This window comes from Yinghuangia seranimata (assembly GCF_029953285.1).
GTDB classification, from domain to species: domain Bacteria; phylum Actinomycetota; class Actinomycetes; order Streptomycetales; family Streptomycetaceae; genus Yinghuangia; species Yinghuangia seranimata.
Genome location: NZ_JASAOI010000081.1, coordinates 1 through 18676 on the forward strand (window position 1 = coordinate 1; position 18676 = coordinate 18676).

At 71.4% G+C, this 18676-nt stretch carries 10 protein-coding genes and 1 pseudogene; 7 read left to right on the forward strand and 4 right to left on the reverse strand.

Features of this window, described 5'->3' with window-relative positions; translation table 11 throughout:
• Nucleotides 1-508: 508 nt before the first annotated feature.
• A complete protein-coding gene (locus tag QI554_RS39575) occupies nt 509-1423 on the reverse strand; it encodes a DNA-3-methyladenine glycosylase family protein (RefSeq protein ID WP_281477533.1) in 915 nt (304 codons plus the stop codon).
• A 133-nt stretch (nt 1424-1556) separates the two neighbouring features.
• On the opposite strand from QI554_RS39575, the gene QI554_RS39580 reads away from it, so the two are divergent.
• Entirely contained in the window at nt 1557-2690 is a 1134-nt protein-coding gene (locus QI554_RS39580; RefSeq protein ID WP_281477535.1) for a glycosyltransferase family 4 protein, read from the forward strand.
• Between the two features lie 58 nt (nt 2691-2748).
• Here QI554_RS39580 and QI554_RS39585 read toward each other — a convergent pair whose 3' ends face one another.
• On the reverse strand, nt 2749-4008 hold the full coding sequence (locus QI554_RS39585) for a peptidoglycan recognition protein family protein (RefSeq protein WP_281477536.1): 1260 nt from the start codon (nt 4006-4008) through the stop codon (nt 2749-2751).
• Between the two features lie 157 nt (nt 4009-4165).
• Between QI554_RS39585 and QI554_RS39590 the strand changes: the two are divergent.
• The 6 genes and pseudogenes from QI554_RS39590 (at nt 4166) to QI554_RS39615 (ending at nt 14018) form a co-directional block, all read left to right on the forward strand.
• A pseudogene (locus QI554_RS39590) lies at nt 4166-5413 on the forward strand (RNA-guided endonuclease InsQ/TnpB family protein).
• 237 nt (nt 5414-5650) lie between these two features.
• Nucleotides 5651-6406, forward strand: coding sequence for a TIGR03089 family protein (locus tag QI554_RS39595; RefSeq protein ID WP_281477538.1), 756 nt, complete (start codon nt 5651-5653; stop codon nt 6404-6406).
• Between the two features lie 47 nt (nt 6407-6453).
• Complete coding sequence (locus QI554_RS39600; protein WP_281477540.1) at nt 6454-8148, forward strand: LCP family protein; 1695 nt, start codon at nt 6454-6456, stop codon at nt 8146-8148.
• 312 nt (nt 8149-8460) lie between these two features.
• Nucleotides 8461-9987 (forward strand): LCP family protein, encoded by a 1527-nt coding sequence (locus tag QI554_RS39605; protein ID WP_281477542.1) that lies wholly within the window; start codon nt 8461-8463, stop codon nt 9985-9987.
• Between the two features lie 243 nt (nt 9988-10230).
• A complete protein-coding gene (locus tag QI554_RS39610) occupies nt 10231-12066 on the forward strand; it encodes an LCP family protein (protein ID WP_281477543.1) in 1836 nt (611 codons plus the stop codon).
• A gap of 116 nt (nt 12067-12182) precedes the next feature.
• Nucleotides 12183-14018 carry an LCP family protein gene (locus QI554_RS39615; protein WP_281477545.1) on the forward strand — a complete coding sequence of 612 codons (1836 nt, stop codon included), beginning with the start codon at nt 12183-12185 and terminating at the stop codon, nt 14016-14018.
• 1785 nt (nt 14019-15803) lie between these two features.
• Here the strand turns inward: QI554_RS39615 and QI554_RS39620 are convergent.
• Both QI554_RS39620 and QI554_RS39625 read right to left on the reverse strand, forming a co-directional pair.
• Nucleotides 15804-17174 carry an outer membrane protein assembly factor BamB family protein gene (locus QI554_RS39620; RefSeq protein ID WP_281477547.1) on the reverse strand — a complete coding sequence of 457 codons (1371 nt, stop codon included), beginning with the start codon at nt 17172-17174 and terminating at the stop codon, nt 15804-15806.
• Between the two features lie 30 nt (nt 17175-17204).
• Nucleotides 17205-18512: a nucleotide sugar dehydrogenase gene (locus QI554_RS39625; protein ID WP_281477549.1), complete on the reverse strand. Its 1308-nt coding sequence runs from the start codon at nt 18510-18512 to the stop codon at nt 17205-17207.
• Between the last annotated feature and the right edge of the window lie 164 nt (nt 18513-18676).

The window sequence follows — 18676 nt, forward strand, 5'->3', positions numbered from 1 at the left end:
GGGCCGCGCCGCGCAACCCGTACACAACCAGGCCATCGAAATCGGTCCCATGCCGCAGGTCGGCTCATCGCATGAATCAGCGAAGGCCCACGTACACGACCAGCGTCGCCCGACAAGGGCGGCGCAACCATCCGCCGATCCCGCCCACAGATCGGCAATAGCTCTGCTGAGCAAGGGCTCTGGCGCGGCGCCGACGACGGAGGCGCCGCGCAACCGTTGGAAATGCGCGCAGGATCACGCCGATCTCGGTGGCGGATCCGGCGCCCACCACCTCGCTCACGCCATCGGCGTGCCCGCCGAGTCGGCGGGCGCGCAACGCCGGGCCTCAGACCACCGCCCGAGTGCGCCTCACGCGCGGAGCGTCGTGGGCGTACGTCTCAGGCTCACACCGCAGACGGGTCATTGCGCGGGACGCCGACGGCCGAGCAGTGCGGATCGGGCTGCGTGCGCCAGTGGTGGCCCTGTACCGCAGGAAACGGCTCTTGGTGGGGGCGTGCCGGGGCGTTCGTCAGATACGGGAGTAGTCGCGTGGGGCGAAGCGTGGGGCGCGGCGTGGGACTCGGCTTCCTGACCTGCGGATCAGGAGTGCCGCGCGGTGGCGGTGGCCCCGATAGGGCTCGAGGAGTTCGAGCATGCGGGCGTCGTCGCCCGGGGTGCCGGTCAGGGCGTGGCAGACCTGCTTGCAGAGGTGCAGGTCGCCGACGGAGACGGCGTCCGCGTCGCCGTGGCTGCGCTGCATCGTCTCGGCGGTCGTCCACACGCCGATGCCGGGGACGAGTTTGAGGATCCGCGAGGCCTCCGGGTTGGGGAGCTCCGCGGTGCGTTCTAGGGCCGGGGCGACGCGCAGGGCTTCCATGATCGTGCGGGAGCGCTTGTGGTCGACGCCGGCGCGGTGCCAGTCCCAGGTGGGGATCCGCGCCCAGGTGGCGGCGTCCGGGATGACGCGGAGCCCTGCCGGAGCCGGGCCGGGCGCGGGCTCGCCGTACCAGGTCACGAGCATTTTGAAGGCGCGGCGGGCCTCGATGGTCGTGACCTTCTGCTCGAGTATCGACGGGATCAGCGCCGCGAGGACGAGCCCGCTGCGCGGCATGCGGAGGCCGGGACGCTGCCGGAACCCGTCGTGGACGAGCTGGTGGTGGTGCGAAGGGAAGGCGTCCGGGTCGTCGTCCTCGCCGAGCAGCCGCGGGAGCCGGTCGAGCTGCCATTCGGCGCCGGGGCCCCAGGCCTGTGCGGTGACCTCGCCGAGCGCGGGGCGGGCGGTGATGCGGAGTGCGCACGGCCCGTCGGGCGTACGTGCGCTGCGCCACACCGCCCCGTCGTCGGCCACGCGGTACGTGGGGTCGCTGTTGCCCCGCTGCAACTGCCCGAGCGTGAGCCGGACGTCGAGTTCGTGGGAGGGGCGGTAGACGCGTGTCTGTTCCACGCCCCACTCCTTCTGTGTCCGCTGCGCCGTCCTGTGCGATGCCGCCGACCGGCCCGCACCTGGCGGCCTCACCGTAACATCGGCACGTCCCTACATCTGGTCTTCGGGCCGTCACGCTGCGCACAATCGGCTTATGCGGGTGATGGTGTTCGGCACGTACGACGCGACCGTGCACCCCCGGGTCGGGATCCTCGTCGAGGGTCTGCAGCGGCAGGGGGTCGACGTCGTCGTGTGCAACGCGGCGCTCGGCATCGACGACGCGGGCCCGGCGCGTCCGCCGCGCAGGCGCGAGGGCGTCGCGCGCGCCCGGCTGCGCCACGTCGCCAGACTCGCCGAACTCGCCTGCCGCGCACGGCGGTTACCGCGCCCCGACGTGGTCCTGTGCGGCTACCGGGGCCGGGTCGACATCCAGGTGGCGCGCCGCCTGTTCCCGCACGTACCGCTGCTGCTCGACCACCTGGAGAGCGTGGACGACGCCGCCGACCGCACCGGGCGCGCGCCGCGTGCTGGCCTGCGGTTCGCGACGCGGGTGGAGGCGTCCGCGATCCGCGCGGCGGACCTGGTCCTCGTGGACACCGAGGAGCACCGCCGTGTGCTTCCGGCGCGGGACCGCGACCGCACGGTGGTGGTGCCGATCGGCGCGGCCCCGGTGTGGTTCGACGCGGGCCGCGCGCTGGGCGACGGCGAGCCTCCGGCGGTGAAGCCGGTGAGTGCCGAGAACCCGCTGCGGATCGTCGCGTTCGGCCACTACTCCCCCGTGCAGGGCGCGCCGGTGATCGGCGCCGCGCTGCGCCAGCTCGACGGCTACCCGCTCGCGGTCACGATGGTCGGCCGCGGCCTCCAGCTCCAGCGCACCCGCGACCTGGTGGGGCGGGACCCGCGGGTGCGCTGGCACGCCTGGGTGCCCGGATCGGAGCTCCCGCGCCTGGTGGCGCGGCACGACGTGTGCCTGGGGGTCTTCGGTACGGGCGCCAAGGCGTTGCGGCTGGTCCCGAACAAGGTGTTCCAGGGCGCCGCGGTGGGCTGTGCCGTGGTGACGTCCGACACCGCGCCGCAGCAGCGCATGCTCGGCCGCGCGGCCCGGTTCGTGCCGGCGGGCAACGCGGACGCGCTCGCCGACACCATCCGTCGGCTGGCCGGGCATCCGGCCGACGTGGCCCGGCTGCGCGCGGCGGCGGTGGAAGTGGCGCGCGAACGCTTCACGCCGCAGGCGGTCGTCGAACCGCTGGTGGAACGGCTGGAGCGGATGGTGGGGAAGGGGTCCTAGGGGCTGCCTCGGAGCGACGGCGGCCCCGCCGCTCGGCCCCGCGCTTCGGCTCGGCCCTTCACAGCCCCATCGCCCGCTGCGCGCCCCGCCGCAGCCGCGACAGGTCGTCGTAGAGGCGTTGCCCCGGGCACTCCGTGGCGAACGCGTCCCGGTGCCCGGAGACGACGTTGAAGCGGACGTTCGTGCCCGCCGGGAACCTGCTGCCGCTGTCCCCCGACGTGAGCTGGTCCTGCCCGAGCGGGTCGCGCCCGTACAAGCTGAGCTTCCAGGCGATCACCCGGGCGAGGCCGTCGATGAGCGCGTCCGGGGCCGGGGTGTCGGAGTACGTGCCCATGGCGGCGACGGCGGCGGTGTCGGTGTTGAAACCGAGCGTGTGCGCGCCCTTGACCGGCTGGTCGACGCCGCCCGCGCGGCCTTCGTAGATGGTGCCGCAGCGGTCGACGAGGAAGTTGTAGCCGATGTCGGCCCAGCCGTTGGTCTTCACGTGGTAGCGGTAGATCGAGCGCAGCACGGCGGGCGAGTCCGCGCAGGTGAACTCGTTGCTGTCCGCGGTGTGGTGGACGAACATCACCTTGACGGTGTTCGTGTACTTGAAGTCCCGGTCGCGCAGCGACTCGTCGGCGCCCCACTCGGCGCGGCTGACGATGACGGGGCGGGCGACGGGCGTGTCGTCGCCCGGCACGACCGGGCCGGGGCCGCGCGGTACCGCCGCGTCGGCGGCGGAGCGCCCCGGGTCGACGAGCTCGAGCCGCAGCCCGGCGGGGAGTTCGCCGCCCAGGACGCTCACGCGTGCCTGCACGCCGTCCGACCGCCCGACCCACAGCGGTTCGCTCGCGCCGCGGGCCGCCGCGGACCGGGCCGCGTCCTCGGCGTACTGCCCGGCGCTGTCGCCGTCGAGCCGCAGAGGTCGCCACGGGCCCCAGCCGGACCGGGACTTGGTGCGCACGGTGACGGCGAGGAACGGGTGCACGGCCGGGTCGTCCCACGAGACGCCGAGCAGTGCGAACGGGGCGGTGGCGGACGGCGCGGTCAGCACAGCGGTGCGCCCGGGACCGGCCACGGGGGTGCGGGCGGCCGCGGTGTCCGCGCCGCGCAGCAGGAGGGTGTGCGTCGCACCGGCGACGGCGACCGGGCGCGCGGACGGGGCGGCGGCCTGGGCCGGCGGGGCGAGCACCGGGAGGACCAGTGCCGGAGCCGCGAGCAGTGCGGCGAGCGCGGTGCCGCGGCGGAAGGGCCGGGTGTGCCGTGCGCGCGGGACGCGCCCCTGCCGGACCTGCGGGCGCGACGGTGAGATGGACGTGGACGTGCGGGAGTTCATCGGATACCTCCGTGCGTACCCCGACTACAGCCGGGGGAGTAAACGGATCGCCCGCGTAGTGGGGCAGGGATAAGCGCTTCGCCGCCAGGGCGGAACGTCATTCGTGGGGTGGCCGTCGCGTCGGCCGGTGTCGGTGGTGTGGGTTACCGTGCGGGCCGTGTCCACGAAGTCCGTGAAGCGGGCGTTCAAATACCGCTTCTACCCCACCGACGCGCAGGCGGCCGAGCTGTCGCGCACGTTCGGCTGTGTGCGGAAGGTCCACAACCTGGCGCTGGCCGCCCGCACCGAGGCCTGGACACAACGACAGGAACGGGTGAACTACAACGCCGCCTCGGCGATGCTCACCGCGTGAAAGAAATCCGGGGAACTGGCCTACCCGTCCGAGGTCTCCTCGGTTCCGTTGCAGCAGTGCCTGCGGCACTTGCAGACGGCGTTCGCGAACTTCTTCGCCAGGCGCGCCGGATACCCGCGCTTCAAGTCGCGGAAGAAGTCCCGGAAATCCGCCGAGTACACCACCTCCGGTTTCCGGTTCCGTGACGGGAAGCTCACGTTGGCGAAGATGGCGGAGCCTCTGCCCATCGTGTGGTCCCGTCCGCTCCCCGAGGGGACAACCCCGTCCACCGTGACGGTCTCGCAGGACGCGGCCGGCCGCTGGTTCGTGTCCATGCTGTGCGACGACCCGACGATCCAGGCGCTCCCCGCCACCGGTCCAGCGGTCGGCGTCGACGTGGGCCTGGACCACCTGCTGACCCTGTCCACCGGCGAGAAGATCGCCAACCCGAGGCACGAACGCCGCGACCGCGTCCGGCTTGCCAAGGCCCAGCGGGAGCTGTCCCGCAAGGCCCAGGGCGACGGCGCCAACCGGCGCAAAGCCCGGACCCAGGTCGCCCGGATCCACGCCCGGATCGCCGACGGTCGCCGGGACCACCTGCACAAGCTCACCACCCGACTCGTGCGTGAAAACCAAACGCTCGTGATCGAGGACCTGGCCGTGCGCAGCATGGTCAAGAACCGGAGCCTTGCCCGCGCCATCAGCGACGCCGCGTGGGCCGAGTTCCGGAGCATGCTGGCCTACAAGGCGGATTGGTACGGGCGGGACCTGGTCGTCGTCGACCGGTTCTTCCCTTCTTCCAAGCTGTGCTCCGCCTGTAGCGCCCTGCGGACGCAGATGCCACTGCACGTCCGCATCTGGACGTGCGACTGCGGTACGACCCATGACCGGGATGTGAACGCCGCGAAGAACCTGCTGGCCGCCGGACTGGCGGTGACAGCCTGTGGAGACGGTGTAAGACCTCAACGGAGCCTTCCGGGCGGGCGGTCGTCGGTGAAGCAGGAAGTGGTCCCACCGCAGCGCGCGCCGGGCCTGGCGGCCCTCCCAAGCGCAGCGGCTCAGCCGCGAGGCTGAGGGGAATTCCCCTCCTTCCGGAGGGGGAGAAGGTCAAGGGGTGTTGGTTCCTCGGTGGGAGGCGCCTAGTGCTCGCGCGACGAACGCCACACGGATGGCGCAGCCGCGGGGGCGCGGACCAGGTGGGAAGGGCGGCGGTCGGTCCGGCGGCTGGCGGCGCGGACCCGGCCGCGTGGTCGGCCCGGCCGTGGGACGGCGCGGCGCGGGGTACCGTCCCCGCCTCCGTACAGTGGGCGGATGCCCGAGACTCCTTCCACCCTCTTCCAGGCCGCGCTGCGCTCCGACGCTACGCGTCCTTTCACCACGTTCCACGACGACGCGACCAGCGAGCGCGTCGAGTTGTCGGTGGCCACCTTCGACAACTGGGTCGCCAAGACCGCGAACCTCATCCAGGACGAGCTGGCGGCCGAGCCCGGCGAGCGCGTCGCGCTGCTGCTGCCCGCGCACTGGCAGACCCAGGTGTGGCTCATGGCCTGCTGGTCGGTCGGCCTCGTCGTGGTGCCGGGCGGCGACCCGGCGGGTGCGGACCTGGTGGTGTCCGGGCCGGACACGCTCGCGGCGGCGCTCGACTGCGAGGGGCAGCGCGTCGCGCTGTCGCTGCGGCCGATGGGTGCGCGGTTCGCGGAGCCGCCCGCCGGGTTCCTCGACTACGCCGCCGAAGTGGCGGGGCACGGCGACCGGTTCGTGCCGTACGCGGCACCGCGGCCGACCGACCCCGCGCTGGAGCTCGGCGGCCGGACGTACTCGGGCGCGGATGTGGCGGCGCTCGGCGCGGACGCGGCGAAGGGCTGGGAGCTGGGGAGCGGGGACCGGGTGCTGTCCTCGCTCGGGTTCACTCATGAGGGTGGACTCTCGGCGGGCCTGCTGGCTCCGCTCGCGGCGTCCGTACCTGTGGTTTTGTGCCGAAACCTCGAACTGATCGACGAATCCGCCCTGGAACGACGGATTTCGACCGAGCGGGTCACCCGTACGATCACTGATTCCGAAGGCTGATCCCCGGTCCGCCCGGGGTCTCGCACGCGGGAGAGGTGGGACGGGGCATGGCCAGGAGGCGAACTCCGTCCGGAGACGCGGCGGACGGCGCGGCAGAGGGCACGGCGAGCGCCGGCGGCCGGGCCGCCGTCCGGCGAGCGCGCCGCAAGCGCAACCGACGCCGCAAGATCGTCATCCCGGTCGTCGTGGTCGGCGCGGTGCTGCTGCTCACCGGGGTGGCCGGCGCCTATGTCGCGTACCGCACGCTCAACGGCAACATCAAGACCGACGCGGTCGAGGGCAAGCTGAGCGACGACCGCCCCGAGGCGGGCGGCAACGGCAAGGGCCGCCCGATGAACCTCGTCGTCATCGGCTCCGACTCGCGGGCGGGCGCCAACAAGGCGCTCGGCGGCGGCAGGGACGAGGGCGAGCGTTCCGACACCACGCTGCTGCTGCACCTGACGGCCGACCGCAAGCGCGCGATGGTGCTGAGCATGCCGCGCGACCTGCTGGTGACCGTGCCGCCGTGCGTCCTGAAGAACGGCACGAAGTCGCCCGAGCGCACCCGGCAGATGTTCAACTCGGCGTACGAGCTCGGCGGCGCGGCCTGCACGCGCAACACGATCGAACGGCTGACCGGGCTGCGCGTCGACCACCACATCATCGTCGACTTCTCCGGCTTCAAGGGGATGGTGGACGCGGTCGGCGGCGTCGAGATCTGCCTGCCGCAGGCGGTCGCCGACCGGACCGGCAGGATCACGCTCGCCGCGGGGCGGCGCACCGTCCGCGGCAAGGAGGCGCTGGACTTCGTCCGGCTGCGGCACGACGAGACGATCGGCGGGAACGGCAGCGACCTGGGGCGGATCAAGCGGCAGCAGGCGTTCATCGCGTCGCTGGCGAAGCAGATCACCAGCAGCAAGGTGCTGTTCAACCCGGCGCGGGCGTTCAACCTGGCCGACGCGCTGACCAAGTCGATCCGCGCCGACGAGGGGCTCGCGTCGGTCAGGGCGCTGGTCGACCTCGGGCGCAGCATGCAGGCGGTGAAGACGTCGGACATCACGTTCGTCACCGCGCCGGTGATCGACTCGCCGACGGACAAGAACCGGCTCGAGCTGATCCAGCCGGACGCGAACCGGCTGTTCCAGGCGGTCAACACCGACCAGCAGTTGGACGGCAGGAAGCTCGGCGGCGGGGCCCCCGCGGCGGGCAGGCCGGGGGCGCCGGCCCCCGCCGCGCCGAGTCAGCCGGGTGCGGCGCCGGGTGCCCCGGCCGCGCCGGCCGCCTCCGGGCCACCGGCCGTGCCGGGCTCCCCCGCGGCCACGGGCACGCCGGGGCCTGCGCCGTCGCAGGTCCACGTGCGGGTGCTGAACGGCAGCGGCAGGCCTGGCGTCGCCCGCGAGGTCGGCGACGAACTCACGAAGCAGGGCTTCGTCGTCGACTCGACCGGCAACGCGCCGGCCATCGCGAAGACCACCACGATCGAGCACGCCCCCGACCTGTCCGGCCAGGCCCGCACGCTCGCGGCCGCCGTCCCCGGCGCCGAACTCGAACCCCGCGCGACGGCGAGCCCGCAGCAGCAGGTGGTCCTGACGGTCGGCAGCTCGTACACGGGCGTCACGCCGCCGGGAGCCGTGCCGGCCTCGGCCGGGTCGGCGGGTTCAGCGGGTTCAGCGGGGTCGGCGAGGCCGGGCGCGCCGTCGTCGGCGCCGCCGTTGAAGATCGCGACCAGGGACGCCGACCAGGACATCTGCAAGGCGACCTGAGGAAACGCGGCGCCCGCGCCCTCACCACCGTCCGCGACCGTTCCGTTGCCCGCTCTGGACGTCGATGCGTCGACTTGTCCCCCGGGTGAATACCGCCGAACGCGGCAAAGTACCGTGCCTGCATCCTGATGACGCCTGACGACACATCATGTCACCGCATCGTGATGTGACTTGCGCCACAGGGTCGTGTCGGGGTGCAACTCCGCCGGTCCGCCGGGACGTCTATCTGGACACCGGCCACCGGACGTTCGCCATCGCGCACAACCGGACGCGGAGGCTGAACCATGTCGCGTGGCAGAGAGCGGATACCTCGTGGGTGAAGTCGAGCAGGAGCACGGCGAGTCGGGCGACGGTCCCGCGGTGGACGCGGGACAGCCCGAGACGCAGGACGCTCCGATACCTCCCGCGCGCCGCCGCAGGCGGTGGAAACGGGTGCTCGTCAGCATGGCCGTCGCGATGGCGGTGCTGCTGGCCGGCGCCGGCGTCACCGCGTACGTGCTCTACAAGCGGCTCGACAACCAGATCACCAAGGAAGAGGTCGCCGAGAAGATCGGCCCCGAGCGCCCGCCGGTGATGCCCGAGGCGTACGGCGCGGTCAACATCCTGCTGATGGGATCGGACGACCGCACCGGCGAGAACATCGAGTACGGCGACATCGGCGAGGGCACCAAGCGCTCGGACACGACGATCCTTCTGCACCTTGCCGCGGACCGGAAGAGCTCGGTCGCGGTGAGCATCCCGCGCGACCTGATGGTGCAGATCCCCTCGTGCGTCCGCGAGGACGGCACGCAGTCGCGCGCCTACAAGGACCAGTTCAACCACGCCTTCGAGATCGGCGGTTCCGCCTGCACGATCAAGACGATCGAGCAGATGACGCAGATCAAGGTCGACCACCACATCGTCGTCGACTTCACCGGGTTCAAGCACATGGTGGACGCGGTCGAGGGCGTCGAGGTGTGCGTGTCGAAGCCGATCAAGGACCGCTCGTCGAACCTGGACCTGCCGGCCGGCCGGCAGAAGCTGGACGGCGAGCAGTCGCTGGCGTACGTGCGGGCCCGCAAGGCGCTCGACGACGGCAGCGACACGCAGCGCATGACGCGCCAGCAGCGCTTCCTGGCGTCGCTCATGAACAAGGTGAAGTCGAACGGCGTGCTGTTCAACCCGGTGAAGCTGTACCAGCTGGTCGACGCCGGCACCCGGTCGATCACCGCGGACCCGGGCCTCGCCTCGCTCGACGACCTGACCAAGCTGTCGCGCAGCGTCTCGAACATCCCGAGCGACAAGTCGGCGTTCCTGACCGTGCCGCGCCAGCCGTACCGCTACGACGGCAACCGCGACGAGCTCGTGCAGCCGGGCGCGGACGCGCTGTTCACCGCGATCCGGTACGACCGGGTCGCGGTCGGCAAGGCGGCGCCGGGCGAGACGGTCGACCCGGGCGGCAGCGTGCGAATAGACGACGCGGCCGCGGCCGGACAGCCGGCCGGCAAGCCGACGCCGTCGACCACGTACGACGAGGACGGCAACCGCATCACCCTGCCGCCGACGAGCAAGCCGACCGGGTCCGACAAGCGCTCCCCGTCGCCGACGGCGACCGAGCACGCGACGGACGGCGCCACGAGCACGGACGACCCGGCGGGCACACCGTCGTCGTCCGCGACGGAGACCGCGCGGGACCAGGCGTCCCCGTCCGGTTCCGCGACCGGAACCCCGTCGGGCACGCCCACCGGGTCGCCCGGCGCGTCGCCGTCGGGAACCGCGTCCGCGGGCCCGTCGTCCCCTCCTGCGGGCCCCATCGTCACGGTGACGGGCCGGACGCCGGATCAGGACGTGTGTGCGTGACGCCACAGTACGGGCCAGGATCCCGCCTGGGACGATCAGCGACGATCGCCAAACGGCAGGTTCGCTACGTATGGTGTCTGTCGGCTTCGCCCGGCCCGGTCGGCACCGGCGGCGGCTCGGAACTTCCCCGCTAGGGTGGCAGTTTCGTAAATCGGACCAGTACAGCGCGAGCGGGGGACTGCGCCGCAAGGCACACCACACCAGGCACGGCACCAGAAACAGGATCGGGAGGGGAAGCGGGTCGTGAACGCAGGCAACGCACCCAGGCACGGCGGGCAGGGGAACGGACTCGAGTCCCTGAACGACGCCGACGTCGCCGACCTGTGGGTCATGGACCCGAACACCGGCAGCTACCGGCTCCGCACCCCCGAGGGACAGGTCCCGGCGCCCGGCGCGGCCCCGGAGGACGACGCCTTCGCGGGGCTGTACCGCGACTCCGACAGCAGCGGCCGCGCCGACCGCCGCCGCGCCGCCGCCGCGACCGCCACCGAGGCCCCTCCGGAGGCGCCGCCGTCGCGCACCACGCGCCGTACCGCGCCGCCGCCCAAGAGCAAGCTGAAGAAACGGCTCAAGTGGACGGCGCTCGGCCTCGTGCTGACCCTGGTCATCGTCGCGGGCGCCGCGTACGGCTACTACCTGTACCTCAACAGCCGGATCAAGAAGACCGCCCGCAGCGGCAACAACGAGGTCCCGGCGGCTGCGGCGGACGACCAGGGCCGCACGCCGCTCAACGTGCTGCTGATCGGTTCGGACAGCCGGCTCGGCAAGGGCAACCAGGGCTACGGCGACGACGACCACCCGGGCCTGGCCGACACCACGATCCTGATGCACATCTCCGCGGACCGCTCGAACGCCACGATGGTGAGCATCCCGCGCGACACGATGGTCGAGCGCCCGAAGTGCACAGTGAACGGCAAGACCGCCGAGGCGTCGAACGGCCCGTTCCCCTTCAATGAGACCCTCGGCGACAGGTACGGCGGCGCCCCCTGCACCGTCGCCACCGTCGAGCGCATGCTCGGCGTCCGAATCGACCACTACCTGATGATCGACTTCAACGGCGTCAAGGAGATGACCAAGGCGGTCGACGGCGTGCCGATCGTGCTCTGCGACCCGATCAACGACCCGGTGCGCCCGAACCACGGCGGCGGCACGGGCCTCGTACTGACGGCCGGCCCGCACACGCTCGAAGGCAACGACGCGCTGCAGTTCCTGCGCGCCCGCCACGCGTTCGGCGACGGCAGCGACCTGGCGCGCATCGAGGCGCAGAAGAGCTTCCTGATGGCGCTCGCGCGCGAGATCAAGAGCAACGCCAAGTGGAGCAACCCCAAGGCGCTGTTCGACATAGCGCAGGCCGCGACCGGCAACCTACAGGTCGACGAGGGCCTGGGCACGATCGACAAGCTGGTCAGCCTCGGCAACCAGATCAAGAAGGTGCCGGAGAACCGGATGGCCTTCACCACGCTCCCGAACGAGCCGTACCCGCCGAACCCCGAGCAGCGCGTGCAGCCCGCGCAGCCGGACGCCCGCAACCTGTGGGCCGCGCTGGCGAAGGACCAGCCGGTGACCAAGGGCGACCCGACCGCGCCCGCCGACCCGAACGCGGCACCGCAGACCGCCGCGCCCGCGCCGCCTCCGCCCGCTCCGGTGGACCCCGCGACGATGAAGGTCAGCGTCCGCAACACCACCAAGGCCAAGAAGGCCACCTCGGTCGTCGAGCAGCTGAACGCGCTCAAGTACAAGGCGTCGGTGGACACCACGAACGACGGCCGGGTGCGGGACAACAGCGTGATCCGCTACCCGAAGGGGCAGTTGGACGCGGCCAAGCAGCTCGCCACCGCGGTCGGGCTACCGGACACCGCAATCGAGGAAAGCACGCTCAAGACGACCACGTTCGAGCTGGTGATCGGCTCGGACTTCCCGAACCTCAACTCGCCGACCGCGAAGATCCCGGGCGCGACCGCGAACACCTCGACGGCGCCCGCGTCGGGCGCACCCGTCACGGTGCCGCCGGCGGAGGACCTCAAGCTGAACACGGCCGACAACACCAAGTGCATCTCGACCGGCAAATCGAAGAAGTAGTCGCCGCGAGCTGACAAGGCTGCGGCGGAGCGCCGCGGATCGGGAGCACACGAGCCCCGCGGGACGCGCCGTCGCGCGCCGTTCCCGGGCACACGACGCCGGAGGGGATGCACGGCATGGGTTCGGGCAACGGGGAACCGGACGCAGGACGCGGAGCCGGGCGGCAGGAGCCGCCCGGCGGACGGCACGGGGCGTCGCACGGACCGGGCGAACCCGACGGCCTCGCCTCCCTGGACGACGCCGACATCGCGGACCTGTGGGTCGTCGACCCGCAGACCGGCGAGTTCCGGATGCAGACTCCCGACGAAATCGCAGCGATCGCCGCAGCGGCGGACGCCGCGGTCGTCGTGGAGCCGGCCGAGGCCGCCTCGGTTCCGGTGCAACGGGGGCGCGCCGGGCGAGGCCGGGACGCCGCGCCATTCCCGCCCAAGAGCAAGCTGAAGAAGCGGCTCAAATGGACGGCTATCGGGCTGACCATCACGCTGGTCGCCATCGTCGGTGCCGCATACGGCTACTACGAGTACCTCAACAGTCGGATAAAGACCGGCGATCCGAGCGCCGCAGTCACCCGCCCACCGGATGCGCCGGTCGACGCCGAAGGCCGCAAGCAGATGAACATCCTGCTGATCGGGTCCGACTCGCGGGTGGGCGAGGGCAACGACGGCTACGGGGACAAGGGCAGCACCGGCCACGCCGACACGACGATCCTGCTGCATCTCTCCGCGGACCGCTCAAACGCGACACTGGTGAGCATTCCCCGCGACACCAAGGTGTACAGGCCCGCGTGCAAGAAGGACGGCCAGCCGACCAAGCCCGAGGCCAAAGAGTCGTGGTTCAACGACAGCATGCTGCAGCCGTACGGTCCATCGTGCACGGTGGCGACCGCCGAGTGGATGCTAGGCGTCAAGATCGACCACTGGCTGATGATCGAGTTCAAGGGCGTCAAGGAGATGACCAAGGCCGTCGGCGGCGTGGAGGTCAATCTGTGCGACCCTCTGGACGACCCGGTCCTGCCGAACCACGGAGGCGGAACCGGACTGCATCTGCCAGCCGGCAAGCACCCGATCGAAGGCGAGGACGCCCTCAACTTCCTGCGCGTCCGGCACGGTTTCAAGGACGCCAGCGACCTGGTGCGCATCGAAGCGCAGAAGGCGTTCCTCGGCTCGCTGGTGCGCGAGATCAAGAACAACGCGAAGTGGAGCAACCCCAAGGCGGTATTCGACATCGCGCAGGCCGCGACCGGCAACCTGACGGTGGACACCGGGCTCAATCGGATCGAGAAGCTGGTCTCACTTGGCAACGAGATCAAGAAGGTGCCGGAGAGCCGGATGGCGTTCACCACGCTACCGGTCATCGACGTCCCCAACGAGAACCCCCGCACTCACGTACAGCCGATCGAGCCTAAAGCCACCAATATGTGGACCTCGATCCGCAACGACGTGCCGTTCACTGCAGGCGACCCGAACGCCCCGCCGACCTCGGAGCCGCCGCCCGCGCCTGCGACGACCGGTCCGCCGCCCGCACCTCCCGTCGACCCGTCGACGATCAAAGTCACGGTGCGCAACTCGACCAAGACCCCCCGCGCCAAGGCGGTGGCAGACCAGCTGAAGGGGCTGCGCTACCAGGCGACCGCAGACACGAAGAATATTCCGGAACAGCCGAACAGTTCGATCACCTATCCGAAGGGCCAACTGGACACGGCGAAGCAACTCGCGGCGGCAGTCGGCGTCCCGGAAACCCGGTTGACCGAAGCCACCAAAGGCGAGACGACGTTCACGGTCACTATCGGCCTGGATTTCCCGGCCGCCCAGGCCACTCCGAAGCCCGGCGTGTCGGCGTCGGGCCCGGTCCTCCCGACGAATCCCACAGCACCCGCGCCGCCGCCCGCAGCAGATGTGAAGCTGAAGACCGCGGACAACGACTCCTGCATCAAGACGAGCCACTCGAAGTAACGAAACGGCCTCAAGCGCTGCGCGGCCCTCGGATTCCCCTGCTCCGCAGGGGACTTCGGGGCGCGTACGTGATCATCCAGGCCAGGCCCGGCCCGGCGGTGTGCCGCATGACGACGCGTTGGCCGCCCACCACGACGCAGTCCACGGGTGCGCAGCGTGGCCGTCACGAGCATGCCGTCAGTCAGGTCGAGAACGCTTGGGCCGAACTCCCGGCCAGGTAGCGCTGAATCGCGCCAGCGAGGGAGCTCAACTCGGGGCAGGTGCCAACCACACGAGTGTGCCGTTGGCGACGCGGCGTCCGCGTCGGCCCCCGAGGCGACGAGCATCAGCCCGCCGCCAAACGGCGCGCCGCAGCGGCGTGGACTCGCCCGGGCGGCACGCCGCGAGCCGGCCCGGCGGCGCGACGTACGCGAGGCGGCCGTCGGAGACGATGTCGGTCCCCTCGCCGTCGATGCCCCGTCTGCGGGTGACCCGCAGCCTGTGGACGACCGGCGTGGCCCGCGAGTCCGACCATCAGCACGGTGCGCGGCCGCCCGGCCAGCGTGGTGGCCCAACCGGGGTCCGTGTCCGCGGCGGGCCCGGACGCGGGGCCGCGACGGCGGTCGGCACGACGTCGACCGAGCGGCACCACTGCAGGGGCGGGTCGCTTCGCGCATCCTGTGGCGCTGACCGTTCCGCCCCTCGTACATCGCGATCTTGTCCGGGACGTCGCCGAGGCACGGCCGCCCATCGTGACCATCACCTGTGGCGACACACTGGCACGCCATCCGCCGGACCCGCGCCGCCAAGAGCCACCACCAGAGCCGTGACGACCCACTGTCTGCTCGCCCTCGCCCCAAGACCTGAGACTGCAGAACTTACCTCGCACTTTTGCAAATACTCGGAATTATCCCCCGCATCGCAGGCATAAAAATCTTGATCACATCAAAAAATGACGCAAACCCTCAGAAAGCCCCTTTGCCAACTTCGCGTCATTGCCCGCAACCAGGCCAACCAACTAAGCTTTCTGATCTCCGGGGCACAACCGGGTCACAACTTCCGGTCCAGTCGGCCAGCACCGGAATGACAGCAGCCGTCGGATCCAGCGCCACTCAAACGAGCGGCGTCTGAAACCGCTCTGGGAATACCAGAGAGGCTGACATAATTACTCCGCCTCGTATTTTGAGAGTTTCATACCTATGCCCCTGGACAATACATCAACTAGCGGCGGGGGCATGGGCAGCTACTTGCAGTTTGAACCTCACTTCGCTTGCGACAAAAACCCGCGTTCAGGCAATGGTTATGCGCGCAAGCAGGACCTCCACGGAGCAATGATGAAGAACATCGTCCGGCGAACAGCTACATTCAGTGGTGCGGCCCTGCTCTTGGCAGGGGGTGCCCTCGCCGCAGCGCCATCCGCTTCCGCTGCCACAACCACCGCATACAACGGTGCATGCGGCAGCGGATATCGCGTAGTCCGCACCATGGATATGGGTTGGCGCGGGAGTGCATTTCTGACCTACAGCTCCACCACTGGGAAGAACTGTGCAGTCGCCGTCCGCGACCCCGGGGACACGCGGGCCAGCGTTGGCATGAGCGTCCGCCTGTACACTGACAGCGATTGGCAAGAAGACAACGGTGTCTACACCAGGTATGCCGGGCCCGTCTACGTTTACGCCCCTTCGGGGACGTGCGTAAACTGGGGTGCAGTGATAGACGGCTACTCGAAGCACGAGGAAAACGTCGCCTGCGGCTAATTCATTCGCCAGCCCAGCAAATTCCAGGACGAAAACTCGAAGTACCGCTTCAGCGCTGCGCGTCTCCCGAAGTGCCCTGCTCCGCAGGGGACTTCGGGGGCGCGTACGCGATCGTCCAGGCGAGTCCCGGCGCTGCGGTGTGCTGCACGACGACGCGTTGGCCGCTCACCACCACGCGGTCCACGGGTGTGCGCAGCGTGGTCGGCACGGGCGCGCCGGTGGCGAGGTTGACCACGTGGGGGCCTGAACTCCCGGGCAGGTAGAGCCGGGTCGCGTCGGCGCCCGCGTCGGCGAGGGAGCTCAGCTCGGGGGCGGGCGCGAACCACGCCGGGGTGCCGTCGACGACGCGGTAGGCGGCGACGCCGCGGACGCCGTCCCGGGTCTCGGCGACCAGGACGCGCGGGCCGGCGGTCAGCACCGGTCCGCCGGCGGCGCGCGACCACGCCTGGCGGCCGGTGGAGTCGTAGGCGGCGAGCACGGTGTCCGCGCCGGAGCCCGAGGCGACCAGCACCCGGCCGTCCTCGACGGCGCGGAACGCGGTCGGCCCGGCGGGTTCCGGCAGCGCCGCCCGCCACACCGGCACCGACTCCCCCGGGCGGAAGGCCGCGAGCCGCCCCGGGGCCGCGAGGTACACGAGCCGGCCGTCCGAGGCGATGTCCGTCCAGTCGCCGTCGACGGGCCACCGCCGGGTGACCCGCCCGCTGACGGTGTCTTCTTCCACAGCCTGTGGACGACCGGAGCGGCCCGACCGGCCGACGAAGAGCACGGTTCCGGGGCGGCCGGTCAGCCCGGTGGCCCAGCCGACGTCCGTGCCGCCGCCGGACCCGGGTGCCGCGGCGGCGTCGGCGCTCGGCACGACGTCGACCGAGCGGCACCACTGCAGGTAGCCGGAGCGGGCGTCCGCGCCCGTCACCCGGGTCGTGCCGTCCGGGCCCGGCACGATCGTGAGGGCCCGCAGGTTCTTCATGAAGTAGGCGGTGGGGCGGGTCGCTTCGCGCATCCAGTGGCGCTTGCCGTTGCGCCCCTCGTACATCGCGATCTTGTCCGGGTCGCCGTCGGCGCGTGCGGCGAGCAGGCCCAACTCGTCGGTGAGCGCGGGGTTTCCGTCCTGTGCGGCGATGGTCCAGACGGGGACGCCGAGTGCGCCGTCGCCCTCGAACGCGGCGGCGGCCTGGAAGCCCGGGTCACGGCGCGCGGCCCGTAGCGCGGGGTCGTCGAAGGTGGCGAGCGTCGTCACCGGGAACGCGTCGGGGAACACGGCGTTGTCGGTCAGTTTGTCGAAGTCGCGCCAGCACGGGGCCACTTCGTGCGCCTGGACGGCGACGACGCCAAGTGCCGCGAGCATCGCGACCGCGCCGCCGCCCGCGACGAGTTTCCCGACCGGAAGCCGCCTCCCGCGCCACCGGCGCGGCGTGCCCACCGAGCGCACCCCGGTCGGGCGCGCGGTCCGCTAGCGCCCGCCGCCGATCGTGCGCCACGCGACGCCCGCCCAGCGCTCCGGGTCGGTGACGCGCCGCCCGTCGACGATCGCCCGCACACCGGGGAACTCCCGTGCGGAGATGGTGCGGTACTCGGCGTGGTCGGTCTGCACGATCACCGCGTCGACGGGGTCACCCTGGTGGTAGGGGGTCAGGCCGAGCGCGGTGACCTCGTGGTCGCCGTACAACGGGTCGGACACCAGCGCCTCGGCCCCCGCCGCGCGGAGCGCCTCGACGACGGGGAACACGCCGGAGAACGCGGTCTCCTTCACGCCCCCGCGGTACGCCATGCCCAGCACCGCGACCCGCGCGCCCGCCAGACCCGCGCCGCCGTCCCGGCTGAGCAGGCCGTCGAGCAGCCCGACCGCGTAGCCCGGCATGCCGGCGTTCGTCGTGCGGGCGGCCTTCACGATCGTCGCGTCGGGGTCGTTGAACGCGTAGAACCGCGGGTAGACCGGGATGCAGTGCCCGCCGACGGCGATGCCGGGGCGGTGGATGTGGCTGTACGGCTGCGAGTTGGCCGCCTCGATGACGGCGGCGATGTCGATCCCGGTGCTGTCCGCGAACCGCGCGAACTGGTTGGCGAGGCCGATGTTGACGTCGCGGTAGGTGGTCTCGGCGAGCTTGGCGAGCTCCGCGGCCTCCGCGCTGCCCATGTCCCACACGCCGTTGCCGCGCGCGAGGTCGGGGCGCGGGTCGAAGTCGAGGACCGCCTCGTAGAACGCGACGGCGCGCTTCGCGCTCTCCTCGTCGACGCCGCCGACCAGCTTGGGGTAGCGGCGCAGGTCCGCGAAGACCCGGCCGGTGAGCACGCGTTCGGGGCTGTGGCACAGGAAGAAGTCGGTGCCGCAGACCAGCCCGGACGCGGCTTCGAGGCGGGGCAGGAAGCGGCTGCGCGTGGTGTGCACGGGCAGCGTCGTCTCGTAGGACACCAGCGTTCCGGGGCGGAGCCCGGCGGCGATCGCCTCGGTGGCGGCGTCCATCGCGCGGAAGTCCGGGCGCGCCTCGGCGTCCACGACGACCGGGACCACGACGACCACGTAGTCGCTCGCGGCGACCGCCGCGGTGGTGTCCACGGTGGCGGTCAGCGCCCCGGAGTCGATGACGCCGCGCAGCCGCGTCTCCAGCTCGGCCTCGCCGGGGAACGGCTCGACGCCCTTGCCGACCAGGTCGACGGTCGCGGCGTTCACGTCCGCCCCGACGACGTCGTGCCCCTTGCCGGCGAACTGCACGGCCAGCGGAAGACCGATCTTCCCGAGCGCGACGACACAGATCTTCACGATGGGCCACACCTTTGAATGGACGGGAATCGACGGGAATCGACGGGACAACCGCGTCATGCGCGCCATGCCGGGGTCTTCCGGACACGACCGCGCTCAGCGTACCGGCCGGAAATGCGTTGGGGCGAAGTGTGATTCGTCGCTGGAAATGATGAAATCACCGG